Source organism: Mucilaginibacter phenanthrenivorans, from assembly GCF_024721155.1.
Lineage (GTDB): Bacteria > Bacteroidota > Bacteroidia > Sphingobacteriales > Sphingobacteriaceae > Mucilaginibacter > Mucilaginibacter phenanthrenivorans.
In genome coordinates this window covers 274,605-295,215 of sequence record NZ_JAHVAP010000001.1, presented here as the reverse complement: position 1 = coordinate 295,215, position 20,611 = coordinate 274,605, and the positions used below count along the sequence as shown (strand labels likewise).

Here is a 20,611-nt window from a genome sequence, read left to right as displayed (position 1 = left end):
TCTTTGGTTTCTTCGTATGAATAAAAGGAGTTATTGCCATTTTTTATTGATTATACTACTACTGAACGGCAAAGTCGGTATGCTATATGCCCAAAAAGTTACGTTGTATCCATCATTTGATAGCCGTATCCATTCCCCCGGTAAAACCATTTATTATATTGATCCGCAAAAAGGCAATGACCAAAATAGCGGTACAATTATTAAAAATCCCTGGAAAACCTTTAAACGAGCTAACCAGTTAATATTCTCAGCCGGGGACAAGCTGATGATTCTGGCACCTGGTAAGTTTCATCAATCATTGGTGATGATGGCTGGAGGAAATAAGGCATCACCGGTAACCATCAGCTTTGCACCCGGCAGATACGATTTTTATCCTGACTCTTCTTTTAAAACCCGCTTTAATATTTCTAATACGAATGATACCCCTTTGGCGCTGAAGGCCATTGCCCTATATTTTGTTAATTCAAAATACGTCAGGTTAAATGCCCCTGGTGTTAAGATAGTTTTGAGGGGCAAAATGATAGAAACCTGTATCGACAAGTGCGAAAACATTAATGTTCACGGCATCAGCTTCGATTATGCCCGACCAACGGTGTCTGAATTAAAAGTAATAAATGTAGCTGATCATTATGCTGATTTGAAAATCCACGGGGATTCAAAATATAGTATTAAGGATAGTTTGCTTACATGGGAAGGAGAAGGATGGCGCTACCCGCCGGGATGGTACTGGCAGGTACTCGATCCAAAAACAGGGGATCTTTCCCGGGTTGACATGAATTTGAACAAAGCTAGGTTTGCAAATATTGGCGGAATGGTGAGAGTTTTCTTCGCACAAAACCCAGGCTTTAAAACAGGAATAATTTACCAAACCCGGGACGTAACAAGAGATTGTGCCGGCATATTTATGCAGCGGAGTAAAAATATTTCGCTAAAAAACATCCATATCTGCTTTATGCACGGGATGGGGGTTGTAAGTCAGTTTTGTGAGAATATTACTATCGATTCCCTTTCAGTAAAACCCGATAAAAAGTCCGGAAGAACATGTTCGGCATGGGCGGATATCCTTCATTTTTCTGGTTGCAGGGGTATGATAGCTATAAACAATTGCTTTCTATCTGCAGCTAATGACGATGCGATAAATGTACACGGCACCTATTTGAAAATCTTAGAAAACCCATCCCCAAATCAAATAAAAGTGCGTTTTATGCACAATCAAACTTATGGTTTTGATGCTTTTAAGGCGGGTGATAGTATCGATTTTATACATTCAGCAAGCCTGCTGCCATTTGGGAATGACGTGATAACGGCCACAGAAAGATTGAATGATAAGGAGATCCTTTTAATGCTTCAAAAACCGGTTCCCGCCGATATCATGAATGATGGAGTGGTGGAAAATATTTCCTGGACACCAAAGGTGTGGATTCACAATACAGTTATAACAAAAATTCCGACCCGGGGCATTTTAATTACTACCCGCCGCAAGGTAATTATTGAAAACTGTACGTTTCGGCGCGTACACTCCAACGGCATATTGGTAGAAGATGATGCGGAAAGTTGGTATGAATCCGGAATAGTCAAAGACTTAACTATACGTAAAAATAATTTTGTTGAATGTGGCGAACCCGTTGTTAGTATCCACCCGGAAAACAAAGTATATAAAGGGGCTGTGCACCAGAATATTTCGATCATTGGGAATAGGTTCATATTGAAGGATACCAGTGCAATGAGCGCGCAAAGTGTATCTAATATTTCATTTTCGGATAATGAAGTTAAAACGCATGTCCCCGTAAAAATAAATGGGCTGATTGAATTAAAAGATTGCCAAAATGTTAAGCTTTCGGATAACAAGATCCTTATTAAACGATAGCAGATCTGTTTTATAAAAGCCCAGCATATAACGGCGAACGCCATCGTTAACGGACCAATGAATTTGTAACAAATATAAATCAAAAAACAAGCTGACTAGTATTAATAAGGGGCATTTCTGGTAGCCTTCTCAATGCTGTCCCACATCGCATCAGGCACCATTTGCAGGGCATTAAACTGGCCCGCGCCCTGTAGCCATTCGCCCCCGTCAATAGTAATTACTTCTCCGTTAATATAGCCCGAAAAATCAGAAACCAGGAAAGCTGCGAGGTTAGCTAATTCCTGGTGTTCCCCTACCCTTTTTAGCGGAACACGATTTTTAAAATCAAATTTTTCTGCCATTGTACCCGGTAACAGACGTTCCCATGCTCCTTTTGTTGGGAACGGACCCGGCGCAATTGCATTACAACGAATGCCATGCTGTCCCCATTCTACAGCCAGCGATCTAGTCATGGCAAGTACCCCGCCTTTGGCACAGGCCGACGGAACTACATAAGCTGACCCGGTAAAAGCATAGGTGGTAACAATATTAAGAATATTACCAAGTATTTTTTCTTGGATCCAGTACTTCCCCAAAGCAAGCGAGCAATTCACAGAACCTTTTAAGACGATATCAATTATAGCCGAAAAGGCATTTGAAGATAAGCGCTCTGTCGGAGAAATAAAATTACCCGCTGCGTTATTTAACAATACATCAACTTTACCGAATGTGTTAACAGCTTCCTCAAGCATATTTTCAACTTCTTCATATTTTCTTACATCGCATGCTATGGCCATCACTTTTCCGCCGGTGGCTGCTTCCATTTCTACAGCTGTTTGTTTTAGTACGTCAAGTTTGCGGCTGGTAATAACCAAATTGGCCCCAAGTTTTAAAAAGTAAGTGCCCATGGCTTTGCCAAGGCCGGTGCCGCCACCGGTAATAATAATGGTTTTTCCCGCTAAAGCATCATCCTTTAACATGCCTGTGACACGTCCTTGTGTTTGTTCCATCGTGATCTTATTTGTCGGCTTTACTTTTTGTATTAGTTTTTTACGGAAGTAACCTTTGACTTTAACTTTTGAATGATTATTTCCAGACCGGCCCTAGTTTCGGGGGCCCACCATTGCTTAAGCATTTGATCGATTGTGGTGCTTTGATCTTTGTCCAAATGACTGATCAATTTATTCCGCAAGTTTAATTTGCTTTGGCCCCATGTTACCGGACTAAACTGCATATAAGTTCTCATCTTCTTTTCTGCCTGGGCCAGCAGCCTGTCTGCCGCGCAAACTTCATCTATCAGCCCGATTTTTAATGCTTCGTTCACATTTATAAGTTTGCCCTCCAGCAGATATTGATAAGCCTTTTGCGTTCCAATCCAAAATGCATAAACTTCAAATATACTTTCAGGAACGATGATGCCAACGGGGATTTCATTTAAGCCAATGATATATTCTCCTTCGGCCATTAAACGGTAATCGCAGCAAATGGCCAAAACACATCCCCCCGCCGGGCTATGGCCGCTAATGGCTGCTACCATTGGTTTTTTAAAAGATATGAGAACGCGCTGGAGCTCAAAAAAATCAGTCCAAAACGCCTTGACTTGTACCTCGTTATACCCGTACACTTCAATAAGGTCAACGCCCGACGAAAAAAAGCCCTGCTTACCTGTTAATATTACCCCGCCAACTTCGTCATCTTTTTCAATCTCCTTTATAAAGGCAGTCAATTCCTTCACCATTTGGTGATTTATTGGGTTCGACCTGCCCCTGTCTAAAGCAACAACTGCAATTTTATCATTTATCGTAATTTGTACGGTCTCCATCAGTTTATTTATCAGGGGTTGACACTAATTCTGTTTGATCATCATACATCTCCTCTATTTGGGAATTATATTTTTCAGTGATTATTTTGCGCCGCATTTTTCCGGTTGGCGTAAGTTCGCCGCTCTCCACCGTCCACTCGTTTTGAAGAATAGTAAACTTTTTTATTTGTTCCACATGATTAAAGTCCGGGTTATAACCAGCAATAATTGACTCATACATAGCAATAACACGGCTATCTTTAATCATTTCCCCGTTTGATACATCAGGGATGTTGTTTTTCGTACACCATGGTTTTAAGTTAGCGTAGGAAGGTACAATAAGCGCTGAAGCAAATTTCTTTCCGGCACCCACTACCATCATCTGCTCTATAAAGTAATTTTCCTTCATTTTATTTTCAATAGGCAGCGGGGCTACATATTTACCTCCGGAGGTTTTGAAAATCTCTTTTTTCCTGTCGGTTATTTTAAGAAAGGAATCTTTATCCAGTTCGCCAATGTCGCCCGTACAAAACCATCCATCATGCAGTACTTCGGCGGTAAGCTCCGGATTTTTATAATAGCCGGGCATTACATTCGGCCCCTTGCACAATATTTCGCCATCATCCGCAATTTTCACCTGCACGCCGCTCAATAATGGCCCTACAGTCCCAAACTTTCTTTTCTCCGGCAAATATTGGTTTACGGAAATAACCGGCGAAGTTTCTGTAAGCCCGTACCCCTCTAAAATAACAATTCCGGCAGCTGTAAAAATTCTTTCCAGCCTGATGGGGCAGGCAGAGCTCCCTACAACAATGGCCTTTACATTGCCGCCTAAGGCTGCGCGCCACTTACTAAAAACAAGCTTATCAACAATAGCCAGTTTGATCCGGTACCATAGGCTTTTGTTCGCGATTTCAAACTGATCACCAATTTTTACCGACCATAAAAACATTTTGCTTTTTATCCCGGTTAGTTTTTTGCCTTCAACAATGATCTTTTCAAAGACCTTCTCAAGCACCCTTGGCACAGCGGTAAAAATATAGGGTTGCACCTCTTTAATATTCAAACCTATAGTATCCATACCCTCGGCGTAATAGATTGAAAAGCCGAAGAAAAGATAGATATAAGAACACATTTTTTCAAAAATGTGGTTTACCGGCAAAAAACTGAATGCCCGTTTTTCTTCTATGGGAATTTGCCCAAGCACATCCCCTGAAGCCATGGCATTACTTAAAATATTTTTATGGGTAAGCATTACCCCTTTAGGCTTCCCCGTAGTACCTGAAGTGTATATGATGGTGGTAATGTTATCTTCGGTAATACGATCGCTGATTTCCGATAAGTTCCGGCGGTCATCATCTGTAACCGGTTTTAGCAATTCGGCCCAGTTGCTGCACCCGTCTAACTGATCGAAGGTATAAATTGCTTTTAATGAAGGGATGTTATTGCGGATGCTGCTTACTTTTTCATACAATTCCTTATTGCTGATAAAAATAATCTTGACTTCCGCTTCAATCAGGATTTGTTCAATCTCCTTTGCATTTGTATTCGGATATAATGGCACCAAAACAGCCCCGGTTTGCTGCACGGCAAGATCGGTAATTATCCACTCGGGTCTCCCGCCACTGATCAAGCCCACTTTGTCGCGGCCCTCCACAGTACCATCACCAGCCGAAATACCTGATTTCAACAAAGCAACAGCCAGCTGTAAAACCATTGCGTGTACTTGTTGAGTACTATATGACTGCCAAACGCCATTTACTTTCGCATTTAAAAGATCGGGCCTGGGTTCTTTTGCTTGTACCACCATGCAATCGAATAATCTTAGGGCTTTTTCAGTTGTTTCCATTGCTTGTTAAATACTTTGTTATTAAATTATTTACCGTCCTAATCCAGGGTTATAGCAATTCAAATATGCCCGCAGCTCCCTGGCCGGTGCCCACGCACATGGTAACCATGCCATATTTTTTATCCCTGCGTTTCAGTTCGTTAAAAAGCTGAACGGATAGTTTTGCCCCGGTGCATCCAAGCGGATGGCCCAAAGCAATTGCCCCCCCATTTACATTAACAACTTCAGGATCAAGTTCCAGACCTTTTATTATTGCAAGAGACTGGGAAGCGAAGGCCTCATTTAGCTCTATCAAGTCAATGTCCTGTTGTTTTAACCCTGCGGCCTTCAATACTTTCGGGATAGCTACAAGCGGGCCGATACCCATTATACGGGGCGGGACGCCGGCAACGGCATAATTAACCAATCGGGCAATGGGTTTCAGGTTATTTTGTTTTAAAAAACGCTCGCTAACAACCATTACAAAAGCAGCACCATCACTTGTTTGCGATGAATTACCCGCGGTTACTACGCCTTTGGCATTAAAGACTGGTTTCAGCTTGGCCAGGGCGTCCAACGATGTATCACTTCGAGGGCCTTCATCAGTATCAACCTTAAATTCCCTTTTCCTTTTTTTACCAGTGTCATCTACATATGTTTCAGTAATATTTACCGGTACGATCTCCTCTTTAAACTTTCCAGCGGTAATCGCTTTTATGGCTTTTTGGTGCGAATTAAAAGCGAACTGATCCTGTTCTTCCCTTCCAATATGATATTCCTTTGCAACGGCTTCTGCCGTTAAACCCATTCCCCAGTAATAGTCGGGGTGCGCAAGGGCTATCTCGGCATTAGGCACAATACGCCATCCACCCATTGGCAGCAGACTCATGCTTTCAACACCGCCTGCAATAATGCAATCGGCAATTCCGCTGTGTATTTTGGCTGAGGCGATTGCAATGGTTTCTAAACCTGATGCACAATATCGGTTTACGGTCATTCCGGGTACTTTATCAGTATCCAATGCCATTAAAGAGATGAGGCGGCCCACATTTAAGCCTTGTTCAGCTTCGGGGGTAGCATTACCCACAATTACATCATCAATTTGCTCTTTATCGACATTGGGCACTAACGTTAAAAGCTGTTTTATGACATCCGCGGCAAGCGTATCAGGCCTGGTAAACCTGAAACCACCTCGGGTTGCTTTTCCTATTGCGCTACGGCTACCTGCAACTATGTATGCGTTCATTTATTTTAAATTTTTCGATTAAACTAATTTCTAAGCACTTTGCCACCAGTCAGGATAGACTGAATACGTTCCAGTGTTTTCTTTTCAGTACAAAGGGAAAGAAAAGCCTCTCTTTCCAGGTCAAGCAGGTAAGCCTCACTAACTAAGGCTGGCTGTGACAAGTCGCCGCCCGAAAGTACAAAGCCCAATTTTTGCGATATCTTTACATCATGCTCGCTAATGTAATTACCACTATACATGGTATTGGCTCCTACGTAAGCCAACCCAAGCGCCTGGTTACCTAAAACTTTGATGTCAGTTCGCTGAACCGGTTGTCCATAGCCTTCATCGGCAAGCTGCAAACAATGCTTTTTTGCTTCGGCAAGCAGCCTTTTTTGTGACACCACTATCACATCCCGTCCTTTTTTAAGATAGCCAAATTCAAAGGCTTCATAAGCAGAAGTGGAAACTTTTGCCTGTCCTATAGTCAAAAAACGTTCCCTGAAATTATTTAATTCTATATCACCGTCCTGCAATTCATCCGACAAGCGAAGGGCAAACTCTTTAGTTCCACCTCCTCCAGGAATCAAACCCACTCCAAACTCAACGAGGCCCATATACAATTCTGCATGTGCTACTACTTTATCCACATGAAGGCATATTTCGCAGCCGCCGCCCAAAGCCATTTGATGAGGGGCTGCCACAACAGGTATTGACGAATAACGCAAACGCATCATTGTATTCTGAAACGCTTTTATAACCATGTTCAGCTCATCAAACTCCTGCTCAACAGCCATCATAAATATCATCCCCACATTGGCGCCGGCACTAAAATTAGCCCCTTCATTGGATATTACCAGTCCTTTATAGCTGGCTTCAGCCAACGTGATGGCTTTATTAATCCCCTCGATCACCTCACCGCCAATTGTATTCATTTTAGTATGGAACTCCAGGTTGAGAATACCGTCGCCGATATCTGTAATAGTGGTCCCGCTGTTTTTCCATATTATTTTCTCTTTGCCGAGGTTTTTCAGCAAGATATAGTTCTCCGTCCCGGGGATGACTTTATAGCCCCTTGATGGGATGTCGTAATACATGCGTTTGCCGTCCTCAACTTTATAAAAGCTTTTGGCGCCCGTTTCAAGCATTTCGTAAACCCACTGCGCCGGTTTGTTAGCGCTGGCTTCCATGTCTTTCAACGTATTTTCAACACCCAACGCATCCCATTTTTCAAACGGTCCCATTTCCCATCCAAAACCCGCATTCATGGCGGCGTCTATCTTATAAAGCTCGTCCGCAATTTCAGGAATGCGCTTGCTGGAGTATTCGAAGAGCTGATAGAAGGTAGCCCGGTAAAAATCGCCTGCTTTGTCTTTCGCCGCAAACAAAATCTTTAACCGATCCTCAAGTTTCTCGACTGTTTTTGTGGTTTCTAAAGCAGCAAATTTTACTTTCTGAGATGGTTTATAGTCCAGTGTTTTCAGATCGAGTGCATAAAACTGACTTGCCCCGTCCACCTTTTCCTTTTTATAAAAGCCTTGTCCGGTTTTGCTTCCCAGCCAATTTTTGCTGAGCATTTCCTTGACAAAACCAGGAATTTCAAATAACTCATTCGCCTCATCATCAGGTGCATTTTTGAACAAACCGTTTGCAACATGTACCATAGTGTCTAATCCGACTACGTCATTGGTACGAAACGTCGCTGACTTAGGGTGGCCGATAACAGGACCTGTTAGTTTATCCACTTCCTCTACAGTCAAGCCAGTTTTATTTACATAGTGCAGCAAGCTCATGATGCTGAACACGCCGATACGATTGCCAATAAACGCGGGGGTATCTTTTGCCAGCACGGTGGTTTTACCGAGATATTTATCACCATAATCCATCAGAAAACTAACCACGCCGGGCAAGGTGTCTTTTGTAGGGATAATCTCCAGCAATTTCAAGTAGCGTGGCGGGTTGAAGAAATGGGTTCCGCAAAAGTTCCTTTTAAAATCATCGCTTCTACCTTCGGTCATCAGGTGAATCGGTATCCCCGACGTATTTGAGGTAATCAGGGTGCCTGGTTTACGGTATTTTTCGACGGTTTCAAACACTTTTTGCTTTATGTCCAAACGCTCAACAACAACTTCGATAATCCAATCGCAATCTGCAATTTTTGAAATATCGTCGGTAAAATTCCCGGTGGTGATGCGCCTGGCAAAAGATTTAAGGTAAAGCGGAGATGGATTTGATTTTATGGCAAAGTCGAGCGCGTCGTTAACAATCTTATTCCTTGCCGCTTTGTTGCCCTCCGGAGCATTTTCAGGTACGATATCAAACAACAGTACTTGTACACCGATATTTGCAAAATGACAGGCAATGCGGCTGCCCATTACACCGGAACCTAATACTGCTACTTTTTTTATTACTCGTTTAGCATCCATTTTAATAATATGCTTGTTAATTTTTTTTATGATTTATTCTGCACGCGACCAGGTCGTCGTTCTTCCAAAAAGTGAAATTCCTATAAAGCCGCGGATCGCCAGGGTTTTGCCTTTAAAAGTCATGTTGCAAGAGTAGGTTTTACCGTTAAGCGGATCGTAAATAGTGCCATCAGTATATTTGGTATCGCCATCTTTTATAAAACCCGATAAAACCTGTAAGCCCAGCCTTGGCCTGCTGCGCAATTTGGGATCGGCATTAAGCTCATCCACCTTTGGCTTTCCGTTTTTTAGTGGTTCTTTAAGCCACACAACTTTGCCATAAAACTTCCCATCGCTTTCCCTCGTGATTAATATTTTCCCGCTTTTAACATCGTTGTACCATAATCCTTCTACCTGGTCGGTTTGGGCTTTCGCCATCGATACAAAGAACAGTGGGATCGCAAAAAATGCTATCCGGAAAAGTGTTTTTTTAGATATGATCATTTCGTTAAATATTAAAAATCAATAAACCGCTTTAACAGTAAATAGTGTTTACAGGGCATTTGTTATAAAATATGAATGAAGCAACAGTCCGATTAAATTACTCGAATAAATTGCCCGCAGAAATTAAATAATTTAGTATTGGTTATGTAACAAACTTACCTAAAAGTACCAGGGATAATAAGGGCTATATGGCGGAAACTTTTGTCAAAAACTCGGAAGTTTGTTTTATTCGCTTTTGCCGGATAGTTGCGCAACCAGGTTAATATATTGCTGCATGGCATCATCAGCCTTAACTCCCTTTAGTTTTAACCATGCGTCGTATTTTGCTTTTGCCACAAAATCGAACATACCGGGAGGGGCTATATTTATATCACCTTCTGTTGCTTGCTTATATAAACTGTACAAGCGTAAAAGTATTTCGTTATCAGGCCGGGTGGGTAATGTTTTACTGTCCGCTACTGCTTTTTCAAACGTTTCTTTCTGGTCCATCGATACCTATTTTATTATTGTTGCTTGCCTGGTTCTTCAATATAATCATTGCTTTTGGGCGCGCGCATAAACAACTCGCTAAGTTCAGGAGGAAGGGTAATCAATTTGCGTTTTTCCATATCTATCCATGCGCCATCGGCTTCAATTATAGCTGCCTTTACCCCGTCGCCGCGATAAAGTTCATGCCGTATTGTCCACCTGGAACCATCAGCCCGGGCTTTAACAATATCACAGGTAACCTTGATATACTCATTAATACCAACCTCCCTCAGGTAAATAAGTTCCTCCCTGAATAAAACCGGCCCAATTTTAAACCCGTAAAGCATTGACGGTTTTAAACCCAGGCTTTCTAACATGGCCAACCTTGCCTGGGCGGCAAAATCGGCATAGGCAGTATGCCGCATATGCTGGTTAGCGTCAATCTGTGCCCATAAAACTTGCCCTTCATAATAAATATCCATAGGTCATTTACTTATGCTGATGGAATTTTTTAACAGCTGCAGTAAGGCTTGGTAAAATATCCATGGCGTTACCTACTACCCCATAATTGGCGGCCTTAAAGAAGGGCGCCTCGGGATCATTGTTAATTACAACAATGGTCTTTGATCCATTTACACCCGCTAAGTGCTGTATGGCACCTGATATGCCAATAGCGATATATAAATCCGGACGGATGGCGCCCCCGGTTTGGCCCACATGTTCATGATGCGGGCGCCAGTGTGCATCGGCAACCGGGCGTGAACATGCTGTGGCTGCGCCTAATTCCTTTGCCAGATCCTCAATCAAACCCCAATTTTCGGGCCCCTTCATTCCCCGACCACCCGAAACCACCAAACCCGCATCGGCAAGTGCAATTTCGCCGGTTACCTTATTTACTTCTTTAACTTTTACATTAAAAACTTTTTCCTCAAAATTTACGGCCAGTTTTTCAACCACCGCCTTGCCGTCAACTTTATTTAACGGAAAGGTATTTGGCATCAGCATAATTACTTTAACGTCACTGGTGATGTTGACATTGGCAAACGCCTTTCCCGAAAAAACCGATTTCTTGATCACAAATCCATTCTCCAAATCAGGATAGATTAATGCGCCGGCTACCACGCCAGCGTTTAATTGTACGGCTACGCGGGGCGCTACTGCCCTGCCGTTAATATCATTGAGCGTTACAATCAATTTACTGCCTTCTTTTTGAACGGCGGCTAGCAAGGCGCGGGCATACGCCGGCGCATGTAAATCGTTTAGCCGGGCATCGTCAACATGCAACACTTTTTGGGCGCCGTATTGTCCAAGATTTTCCATTTCAGCTGCGCCAATCGTACCAAGGACAACCGCTGTTGCCGTTTCACCGGTTTTTTGAGCGATACCCGCGGCATATTGCACTGCCTCCAGATTTTTCTTTTTTATAACCCCTCCATCATGTTCAACCAATACTATTACTGACATTTTTCTAAGCTTTATTTATAAAAACATTATACTACAAAACCCTGGCTAAATAACTTTCGCTTCTGTGTGAAGAAGGTTTACCAGTTCGTCCATATTTTCCGGCTTAATAATTTTCACACCAGCTTTGGCAGGCGGCAATTCATAAGACAAGATTGCTGTTACAGGTGATTGCACGGAAGGTGCTATCACATTTAGCGGACGGGTACGCGCAGCCATAATACCTCTCATATTGGGAATACGAGCCTCAGCTACACCTTTCTGGCAGGAAATAACAAGCGGTAAATTACAAATATCGGTTTCCTCGCCACCTTCTATTTCGCGCTTTACTACAGCCACGTTATTTTCTATTTGGATGCCGGCAGCAAAACCAATATAATCTATATCCAGCAATGCGGCAACCATTGCACCAACGATGCCGTTGTTATAATCAATAGATTCTTTGCCGCAAAGAATAAGATCGTACCCAATACTTTTGGCGTATTCTGCTATATAAAAGGCTGTTAAATAAGGATCGTTGCTGTCTGCATCAATACGCACCGCCTGATCGCCGCCCAATGCCAACGCTTTCCTGATGATTGGTTCGGTATCTGCCTTGCCAACCGTTACCAAATGTATTTCATTTGCAATGCCACTTTCTTTTAATTCGAGCGCACGCACCAGGGCATACCATTCATCGTAAGGATTGATAACAAAAGTAACCCCTTGGCTATTTACCAATGTGTTGTTATCTTTTAAAACAATCTTTGTGCTGGTATCCGGTACCTGACTAATACAAATTAATATCTTCATTTATAACACTTCCTTATTTTAAAAACAATACTTTTCCTCTGTAATCAGTTTTGCAGCTATATTTCTGCGCGCCTGGGTCGAATTAATATCTTCTGTTTTAGTATAGCGCTTAAGCCCCATCAACATCATTCTCTTTTCATCACCTTCGGCAAAATAATTCAATGCTTCTTTTCCCGCCTTCGCAATTTTTTCGGCGGCATCATTAATATATACCCTCATAATATCTAATTGCTCTTTACAGCTATCCTCTCCGCACATTGAAACCAGTTTTTCAACCCGCAACTGCAATGACTCGCTTACATATAACTCAATAAGCATATCGGCAAGGTTCATTAGTACTTCCTGCTCCTTGCCTAACTGCGTCATCAGTTTTTGAACCGCGGCACCAGCCACCATTAGTATGGCCTTTTTAAAATTTGCAATATATTTTTTCTCCTTACTGAACAGCGTTTCTTCGTCTGCGGAGCCAAAATCCGGTATGCTCATCAATTCGCCGGCAACTTTTTGGGCCGGGCCCATCAGGTCAAGTTCACCTTTAAGGGCGCGCTTAAGCATCATATCTACCGTTAACATCCGGTTGATCTCGTTGGTACCCTCAAAAATTCGGTTTATCCTCGAATCGCGATAAGCACGATCCATCGGAGCTTCAGCGCTATAGCCCATGCCCCCATAAATCTGAACACCTTCATCTACCACGTAATCAAGTGTTTCAGAAGAATGTACTTTTATAATTGCCGCTTCAATAGCAAACTGTTCGGTGCCTTTAAGCTTAGCTTGTGTTTCATTAAGTCCGGATGCCACCAACATTTCAGTTGCTTCTTCCATATTCTGGCTGGCCCTATAAACCGCCGACTCCGAAGCATAAGTAAGTATAGCCTGCTGTGCCAGTTTATATCTTATTGCTCCATACTTGGAGATTGCACGCCCAAACTGCTCACGTTCATTGGCGTAACGAACCGCCAGACCTATCACTTCTTTGCTCGCGCCAACTGTACCCCCGCCTAGTTTCATACGGCCAATATTTAAGATGTTGACTGCTATCTTGAACCCGTTCTGACGGTCGGACAAAAGGTTTTCTACCGGCACCTTGCAGTCGTTGAAAAATACCTGTCGTGTCGAGCTGCCTTTAATTCCCATTTTATGCTCTTCAGAATTCAGTGTGAGGCCCTCAAAATCTTTCTCCACGATGAAAGCACTTAAATTTTCATCGTTATCAATTTTTGCAAAAACGGTAAAAACATCAGCAAAACCTGCATTCGTGATCCACATTTTTTGACCGGTTATCAAATAATGTTTGCCATCCTCAGAAAGCTTTGCCCTGGCTTTACCCGAATTGGCATCGGAGCCGGAGCTTGGTTCGGTGAGGCAATATGCCCCCTTCCACTCGCCGCTCGCAAGCTTTGGAATATATTTTTGCTTTTGTGCGTCGTTGCCATAATAAAGAATAGGTAGCGTACCAATACCGGAATGTGCTGAGAACGCAACCGAAAAAGAGTTCCCGGCGCCTAACTTTTCGGTAACCAGCATTGATGTTTTAAAGTCCTTGCCAAAACCTCCATATTCTTCGGGCACCGAGATCCCAAGCAAGCCAAGCGCTCCGGCTTCATCCATTAAATGAGACATCAGGCCTTCTTCCTGTTCGTCAATGCGATGTAAATATGGTTTTACATGCTGTGCAAGAAAGTTATCGCAGGTTTCTGCAATCATTAGCTGCTCTTCGTTCCATTCTTCCGGAATGAATACACTATCTGCGGCCGTTTCCCTGATCAGGAACTCGCCTCCCTTTATAGCTTTTACACTTTCAATGTCGTTCATAATCTATTTTTTTATTGGAATAGTCAATTTTTTTAAAACCATTTTTGTAATTGGCAGCTTTAAATTTCTGTAATAGTTAGCAAAATTTCTACCCCGGTTTATACATTAGGGTCGTTCGGTTCCAAAAGCAGTTTATTGATGCTTTTTCTGTATTTATAATCAGGAGTAAAATTAGAAGCGTTGCTAAACCTATGAAAGGGCTGCAATACGGAGATATTAGTCAAAAAGTCGGAACATAATTCTGGCGCAGTAAAATGAGAACTTGCCGGTTATTTAAAGTATACGGGGTTTAATGTGCTAAAACGAGGCGATAATCTGATGGCGACATGCCGGTATGCTTCTTGAAATATTTACCAAATGAGGATTGATCGGGAAAGTGGATATTTTCGGTCACGCGCGCAATACTTATGTCATGGTTCCTTAATAATACTTTTGCTTCCAATATAACAGCATCATCTATCCATTCGCCGGCAGTTCTGCCCGTTACCTCTTTTATAGTTTCTGTTAAATGCTTTGGCGATACAAAAAGGGCATCGGCGTAATACTGAACATTTCGGTGTTCTTTATAATGATGAAAAACCAACTCCTGGAACAGCATATTTAACTCCTGTTTACGGGTTTGTTTGCTTTTTATTATCAGGTGTTGCTTTTCATATATGAAAGCCACTTCGTAAAGCAGCATATTTAAGGTATTCCGTGATATTTCGACGCGGTAAGGATGTTCTTCCCGCTCCAGCGTTTGTTTTATCAGTAAATAAATATTTTGCAATACTTTGACATCCTCGTGTTCAGGATAAATAACCGGGATGGAGGCGCTTTTAAAATAACTGAAAGATTCGAGAAAGTGGCTGTTAACGTTATTTTCGGTTAAAAAAGCCTTCGAGAAAACGATAAACCTGCAAAGGAAATCGTCGCTGCTGTCATAAATTCGTAAAACATGAAAAGGCGTAGCCAGCAGCATTGCATCCGCCCTGGCCTGGTACACCTGCAGATTTACTTCAACCTGTGCTGTTCCCCGTGTGCATATGCCTATAATATAACCGTCAGACCGGTATGGAAATTCGCTCAAGCTCAGCAACTGCTTCTCGTCGGTGATAAAAAAATCCGGGCCAACCAGTTTATCGGCATACAAATCCGCAAATTTCGACAAGCTTAATTGTGCAACTTTATTACTCATTTATCTAATTTATGAAATTCAGTAACGATATTTTAGGAAACACTTATATAACGTTTAAATATTTTCTTGCAAAATATCATTCGATATAATTCTCCGACTTTTTGACTAATATCTCCGCAGTATAGCCCTTTTTTTGTTTCAAATGCAAGCTAATTTTATTTCTTGATAGTTGTAAGCTTTGCAGCCATGCAAACTGCACATTATAAACCAATTCTATACTAAATTATATTATGAAGAAAATTTTGTTATTGGTGCTTGCACTAATTCCTGTATTGACCTTCGCCCAGGGTTTCCAGGTTAATCTTGAGGGGCAGAAGCAGATAGGCATGGGACATACGGGTACAGGCCTGGTTCAAGATGGCGCATCAGCTTTTTTTAATCCGGGGGCAATGGTATTACTGCCTGAGAATTATATTCAGGCGGGAATAAGCCCCTTGCTGTTTAAGTCGGACTTTAATCCAGCAGGCACGAACGTTCAGGATCAATCTTTGAACAAAGTGGCCACACCGTTTAATTTTTACGCCGTTTGGGGCCCGAAATCTTCCTGGTGGAAATTAGGCTTAGGTGTTTATACCCCATTTGGCGGATTAACCGATTGGGGGAAAAGCTGGCAAGGTAAATACGTACTGGAGAGTCTCGACTTAAAAGCCATCTATTTTCAGCCGACACTTAGCATCAAAATAAATAAAGTTTTCAGCATAGGCGGAGGCTTTGTTTATAATCGGGGAAGCGTTGACCTTACACAAGCTATTCCTCTTGGCAATTCAAGCGGGCAAGATGGACAGGCAGAATTAAAAGGTACCGGTAAAGGTTACGGCTGGAATGCAGGTATATTTATCAAGCCTTCATCAAAAATTTCCATTGGGCTTACACACCGTTCAAAAGTGAGCACTACGATAAACAATGGCAATGCGATTTTCACTGTTCCGACTTCACTTCAAAGCGGCTTTCCGCAGCCAAACAGTTTCACTTCAACTATACCTTTGCCCGCCACCAATTCACTGGGGATTGGCCTCTATCCTACCGATAAGTGGACAGTCGCCTTTGATGTTAACCTTGTTAACTGGAATGTTTATAAAGTATTGGCGTTTGATTATAAAACCAACACGTCATCGTTGCAGGATACTTATTCACAACGAAACTATAAAAATGCGGTTACGCTGCGCGCAGGCGCCCAATATAAGGCTACTACTAAAACGGCGTTGCGCTTTGGTGGAGGCTACGCTACCACGGCCGTTCAGGATGGCTATGTAACTCCTGAAGCTCCGGATGCAAACCGGGTGTATGTTACGGCAGGACTCGGGTATAAGCTGACAAAGGGACTTGATGTGGATGTGTCATTTGAATATGAACATCTTATGTCGCGTACGCAAACAAACATTCAATCTCAATTGTCAGGCACATTTAAAACCAATGTGTACATCCCCGGTATTTCACTTGCTTATCACTGGTAATTTAAAAATCAAAACAAATGAAGACACTTAAACACTTTATTTATATTATAATAGGTTTGGTTGGGCTGGCTGCCTGCAAACCCGAAATAAATACACCAAAGCCAAGCCATGGCACAGCCAACTTTTCAAGATTTATTGCTGTAGGCAACTCGCTGACAGCAGGCTATGCTGATGGTGGCCTTTATCTGCAAGGCCAGTTAAATTCGTACCCGGCTATCATGGCCAAACAGATGCTTTCTGTTGGCGGAGGGACGTTTACTCAACCATTATTCAGCACTGCGCAGGCAAATGGGTCGGGCTATTTACAATTAACCGGATTTAGTTCAACGGGCAGCCCAATTACTGCCCCGGTTACCTCAAACCTGGCCGTAAGAGAAATTTTGCCTGTACCCGGCTTCGGCAATGTAACATTGTATAGCAAGTATAGCGGCGATATTAATAATTACGGTGTACCGGGCATCAAACTGCTTAACATTACTTATGCACCTTATGGTAATTTAAATGGTTTTTATGAAAGGTTATTGCCAGGCGATTCACCAACAAATACCACCCCGTATCTTGCTTTCATTACTGCAAAACCGTTTACTTTCTTTTCCAATTGGTTGGGGAATAATGATGCCCTGGCCTATGCGACATCCGGCGGAGCGGGAGATGTTTTGACTGATCCAACAACTTTTGCGGCCCTAAATACCTTACTTATAAACACCTTAACTGCTACCGGAGCAAAGGGCGTTGTAGCAACCATTCCCGATGTGACCTCAATTCCATACTTCAATACGGTTACAGAAGGTGCGATCCTTGCTGGAGTACAAAAGGCAAACCCAACAGTTACAGGCTTGTATATTAATGCCCTTGTTTCGGGCACAAACTATGCGCCAAGGGTAGCCACCCCAGCCGACCTGATTGTTCTGACATTCCCGACAAGTAAGATCGGGCAGCCCGTTAGCACGCCATATGGCAACCTTCCTTATGGCTTAACTCCGTATACACCTATTGATAATCAATATGTGCTGGACGCAAACGAGGTAACCTTAACCGAAAATGCGGTTACAGCTTTCAACACCACCATAGTTTCGACAGCTAATGCAAAAGGCCTGGCCGTGTTCGATGCTTACACTTTCCTAAAGAACATAAAACTAAATGGTCTGGTTACAAACGGCATAAGCCTCAATTCGAATTATATAAGCGGCGGGCTATTTTCGCTGGATGGCGTGCACCTTACCCCTAGGGGTTATGCAATTGTTGCCAATGAATTTATCAAGGCTATCAATGCGAAATATGGATCAAATATCCCCCTGGCCGATGTTGCAGCTTACGGCGGAATTAAGTTTCCGTAAATGAAAAACTCCATAATTGCACACTCTATTGAATTAGCGCGCACGGAAAATGAATGACTTAAAACTTGCCCTGTGTTAAATACTTAAAGACAGTTCGATGATTCGGGAAATCATTAGTTTATTTCATCTTTTCATGCTTTTTTTTGCCGGGAATCGGCGAAAAGGAGGTGCGAACTAAAATTAAAAAGCCTGCAGTCATTTGAGTTGCAGGCTTTTTTTCGTTTTATTTTTGCGAAAAGCAATTATAAAAAATGATGATAAAACGTATCTCCAGGCATTCAACCTAATTTGATTTCCCAAAAGCAAATTTCACTCCTTTGAAGTTACCCCAATAATTTACCGCCCTCAAATGCAGGATGTTCTGCCTGTAATTATGTATTATCGTGTTAACGTTGCTTATCCCAATAGAACATACTGTGGTCAGGCAATGGCAAACCCGGGCTTTAAACATCTAATAAGCTACTACATGAAATTTACATCGCTACAGGTGAATGCCTATTGGATCGGTAACACCGCTTGTTTTTCCATTAATGCTTTTAACAATAAAGCTATAGTAATAAATGCCGCCATGTGTTACATCCTTATCCGTATACGCCTCTTTATCGGCGGTTAAGGTTGTTATTTCTACTGGGTCTTTTCCCTCCTCGGCCCGGTAAACTTTTATCAATTGTATAGCTTGCCCCACCGGATTATTCCATCTTAGTTCAACAGCCCCCTCGCCTGGGAAAGCTTTGATATTTGATACGTTGGCCACGACATCCTGTTGCACGGTAAAACCGGCTTCAAGGCTGGGGCTGCTTAGCGTTTTACCATCTTCCGCAACCGTGCGCACGCTATAATATGCAACGCCTTCGCTAATCATATCATCAATAAATTGGTTTACCGAAGGCGGGATAAGTGTTTTATTAATCTGCACCAGCGTGCTATCTTTTCCGTAACCCGCCCTGTACCGCCTATACACCGCATAACCTTGTATCGAGGTTGATTCCCGCCGCATATCGGGCCAAATAACCTGTAACTTATTGGCATCAGTTTTCCTTACAAATACGTCGTGGGGAATCGGAGGTGCCACTGTTCCCGATAGATAAGCATATACTGGATTTGTTTTAGGGCTTATAGCATACGATGTATTCTCATCTGCTACGGCATACGTATAAATAGTGGGCCTTTTAACCGACGGGAGACTGTCTGTAAACGCAATTCGTGGTCTGTCGGTAATCAACGGCTGCCCAATTTGCTGCAGTTTGCCATAACGGCCGGTGGCCCGATAAATATAATAAGCGCGCGTATCATTTTCGGCTTTATTGAATGTTAAGGTAACCAATTGCCCGTTTTGTTTAAGTTGCAAATTTTGCGGCGGGTAAAGGTTTTTGTAACTGGCTCTCAATATTCCGGGCACTTGCGGCGAAAATGGCGAGGTTTGATAAATCCCGTTCAGCTTAATAGTGTAATAGTAAGTGGTTATCGGTTTTACATCCAAATCAAAATAAGCGGTGTCTGTCGTACCAACACTTGCTATTTTGTTATAAACGCCATCATATTTATCACTTTTGTAAATATCAATCGAAGTTATTCTTTGGGTCTTGCCCAAATGCCAGCTTAATTTTATCGCTTTTTTCTCCTCAACCGAGGTGGTTTTGAAATTGTTTACTGACGGGATAATTGAGTTTGCCGGAACATCAAAGGCCCTTGCCTCCGGCGATTGATCGCCGGTATTGCCGGCTGCGTCAACCGGCATCACTACATATGAATAGGGAATTTTTTCTACCGCGGTTTTGTCGGTAAATAATATAAACAGCTTTCCCCCGCGGGTTACAAATAGCGGACTGGCGTTAATTTCTTCATAACCGCTACGTAAATAATAACTCCGGTAAATCCTGCAGTGCGTCATGGAGCCTTTATCAACCACTTCGTATTCTACCTGCAGGCCACTTTTGGAAGGGTTTACCAACACGGGTTTCATTTGCACGGTAAACCGTTTACCCGGGCAGGCAACAACATTTGTAACCTGCTCGGTGGCTACTTTTTTATTGGCTATTTGCTCAACTTTATATTCATATTGTTTTGCGCTATCGGCCGTAGCATCGTACCATGCTGTTCCGATTGCCGCGCGCATGGCAAAGTCTTCGTTAATTTCAAATGGTGATTCTTTGTTTACTACCGGGATAACGCGCTTCTCAAGCGCCTCAAGTCTTGTATCAGATAGCGGGGCAAAAGGCATCTTTGCTAAGCGCTGGGTATTAATCAGCGCAGCCTGAATATCCTCTTTTGATGTAGGCATTACTATATCCGCCACACTTATCCATTCGCCATTATCGCTTTTGCGCAAAATTTTATAGGCAAAGTCCCGCGGTAGCAGGTTGCCGCAAATAATCCATATCCCTTTTGGACCGGCAACTGCCCTAGGGGCCTGTGCATTGCATACCTGCGTGGCACCCGCTAAAAACAGCAAGCCAACCAACGTCCTTCTGATCATATTTGTTTCTAAGCGCATGTTT

The 20,611-nt window shown here is 42.6% G+C and carries 16 protein-coding genes; 3 read left to right on the top strand and 13 right to left on the bottom strand.

The genetic code is table 11. The annotated features are described in order from the left end of the window. The first annotated feature begins 16 nt into the window (after window positions 1-16). On the top strand, window positions 17-1,867 hold the full coding sequence (locus KXD93_RS01285; RefSeq protein WP_258135046.1) for a right-handed parallel beta-helix repeat-containing protein: 1,851 nt from the start codon (window positions 17-19) through the stop codon (window positions 1,865-1,867). 101 nt (window positions 1,868-1,968) lie between these two features. On the opposite strand, the gene KXD93_RS01280 is transcribed toward KXD93_RS01285, so the two are convergent. The 12 genes from KXD93_RS01280 to KXD93_RS01225 form a co-directional block, all read right to left on the bottom strand. Then, the gene (locus KXD93_RS01280) at window positions 1,969-2,856 is read right to left on the bottom strand and encodes an SDR family oxidoreductase (protein WP_258135045.1); all 888 of its coding nucleotides are present in this window, start codon (window positions 2,854-2,856) and stop codon (window positions 1,969-1,971) included. Window positions 2,857-2,888: 32 nt separating this feature from the next. Next, on the bottom strand, window positions 2,889-3,668 hold the full coding sequence (locus KXD93_RS01275) for an enoyl-CoA hydratase/isomerase family protein (protein ID WP_258135044.1): 780 nt from the start codon (window positions 3,666-3,668) through the stop codon (window positions 2,889-2,891). Window positions 3,669-3,672: 4 nt separating this feature from the next. Further along, window positions 3,673-5,496 carry an AMP-dependent synthetase/ligase gene (locus tag KXD93_RS01270; RefSeq protein ID WP_258135043.1) on the bottom strand — a complete coding sequence of 608 codons (1,824 nt, stop codon included), beginning with the start codon at window positions 5,494-5,496 and terminating at the stop codon, window positions 3,673-3,675. A gap of 49 nt (window positions 5,497-5,545) precedes the next feature. Next, entirely contained in the window at window positions 5,546-6,721 is a 1,176-nt protein-coding gene (locus tag KXD93_RS01265) for an acetyl-CoA C-acyltransferase (RefSeq protein ID WP_258135042.1), read from the bottom strand. A 23-nt stretch (window positions 6,722-6,744) separates the two neighbouring features. After that, window positions 6,745-9,126 carry a 3-hydroxyacyl-CoA dehydrogenase/enoyl-CoA hydratase family protein gene (locus tag KXD93_RS01260; protein ID WP_258135041.1) on the bottom strand — a complete coding sequence of 794 codons (2,382 nt, stop codon included), beginning with the start codon at window positions 9,124-9,126 and terminating at the stop codon, window positions 6,745-6,747. A 33-nt stretch (window positions 9,127-9,159) separates the two neighbouring features. Beyond that, complete coding sequence (locus KXD93_RS01255) at window positions 9,160-9,609, bottom strand: DUF2147 domain-containing protein (RefSeq protein ID WP_258135040.1); 450 nt, start codon at window positions 9,607-9,609, stop codon at window positions 9,160-9,162. Window positions 9,610-9,834: 225 nt separating this feature from the next. Beyond that, on the bottom strand, window positions 9,835-10,098 hold the full coding sequence (locus tag KXD93_RS01250; protein WP_258135039.1) for an acyl-CoA-binding protein: 264 nt from the start codon (window positions 10,096-10,098) through the stop codon (window positions 9,835-9,837). Between the two features lie 14 nt (window positions 10,099-10,112). Continuing rightward, on the bottom strand, window positions 10,113-10,559 hold the full coding sequence (locus KXD93_RS01245; protein WP_258135038.1) for an acyl-CoA thioesterase: 447 nt from the start codon (window positions 10,557-10,559) through the stop codon (window positions 10,113-10,115). 7 nt (window positions 10,560-10,566) lie between these two features. Beyond that, window positions 10,567-11,541 carry an electron transfer flavoprotein subunit alpha/FixB family protein gene (locus KXD93_RS01240; protein ID WP_258135037.1) on the bottom strand — a complete coding sequence of 325 codons (975 nt, stop codon included), beginning with the start codon at window positions 11,539-11,541 and terminating at the stop codon, window positions 10,567-10,569. Between the two features lie 45 nt (window positions 11,542-11,586). Next, window positions 11,587-12,330 (bottom strand): electron transfer flavoprotein subunit beta/FixA family protein, encoded by a 744-nt coding sequence (locus tag KXD93_RS01235; RefSeq protein ID WP_258135036.1) that lies wholly within the window; start codon window positions 12,328-12,330, stop codon window positions 11,587-11,589. Window positions 12,331-12,348: 18 nt separating this feature from the next. Further along, window positions 12,349-14,145, bottom strand: coding sequence for an acyl-CoA dehydrogenase FadE (locus tag KXD93_RS01230; RefSeq protein WP_258135035.1), 1,797 nt, complete (start codon window positions 14,143-14,145; stop codon window positions 12,349-12,351). A gap of 289 nt (window positions 14,146-14,434) precedes the next feature. After that, a complete protein-coding gene (locus KXD93_RS01225; protein ID WP_258135034.1) occupies window positions 14,435-15,322 on the bottom strand; it encodes a helix-turn-helix domain-containing protein in 888 nt (295 codons plus the stop codon). Between the two features lie 230 nt (window positions 15,323-15,552). On the opposite strand from KXD93_RS01225, the gene KXD93_RS01220 reads away from it, so the two are divergent. After that, window positions 15,553-16,776 carry an OmpP1/FadL family transporter gene (locus tag KXD93_RS01220; protein ID WP_258135033.1) on the top strand — a complete coding sequence of 408 codons (1,224 nt, stop codon included), beginning with the start codon at window positions 15,553-15,555 and terminating at the stop codon, window positions 16,774-16,776. 17 nt (window positions 16,777-16,793) lie between these two features. Then, window positions 16,794-18,113: an SGNH/GDSL hydrolase family protein gene (locus KXD93_RS01215; RefSeq protein ID WP_258135032.1), complete on the top strand. Its 1,320-nt coding sequence runs from the start codon at window positions 16,794-16,796 to the stop codon at window positions 18,111-18,113. A 481-nt stretch (window positions 18,114-18,594) separates the two neighbouring features. Here KXD93_RS01215 and KXD93_RS01210 read toward each other — a convergent pair whose 3' ends face one another. Further along, the gene (locus KXD93_RS01210; protein WP_258135031.1) at window positions 18,595-20,607 is read right to left on the bottom strand and encodes a fibronectin type III domain-containing protein; all 2,013 of its coding nucleotides are present in this window, start codon (window positions 20,605-20,607) and stop codon (window positions 18,595-18,597) included. Window positions 20,608-20,611 lie beyond the last annotated feature (4 nt).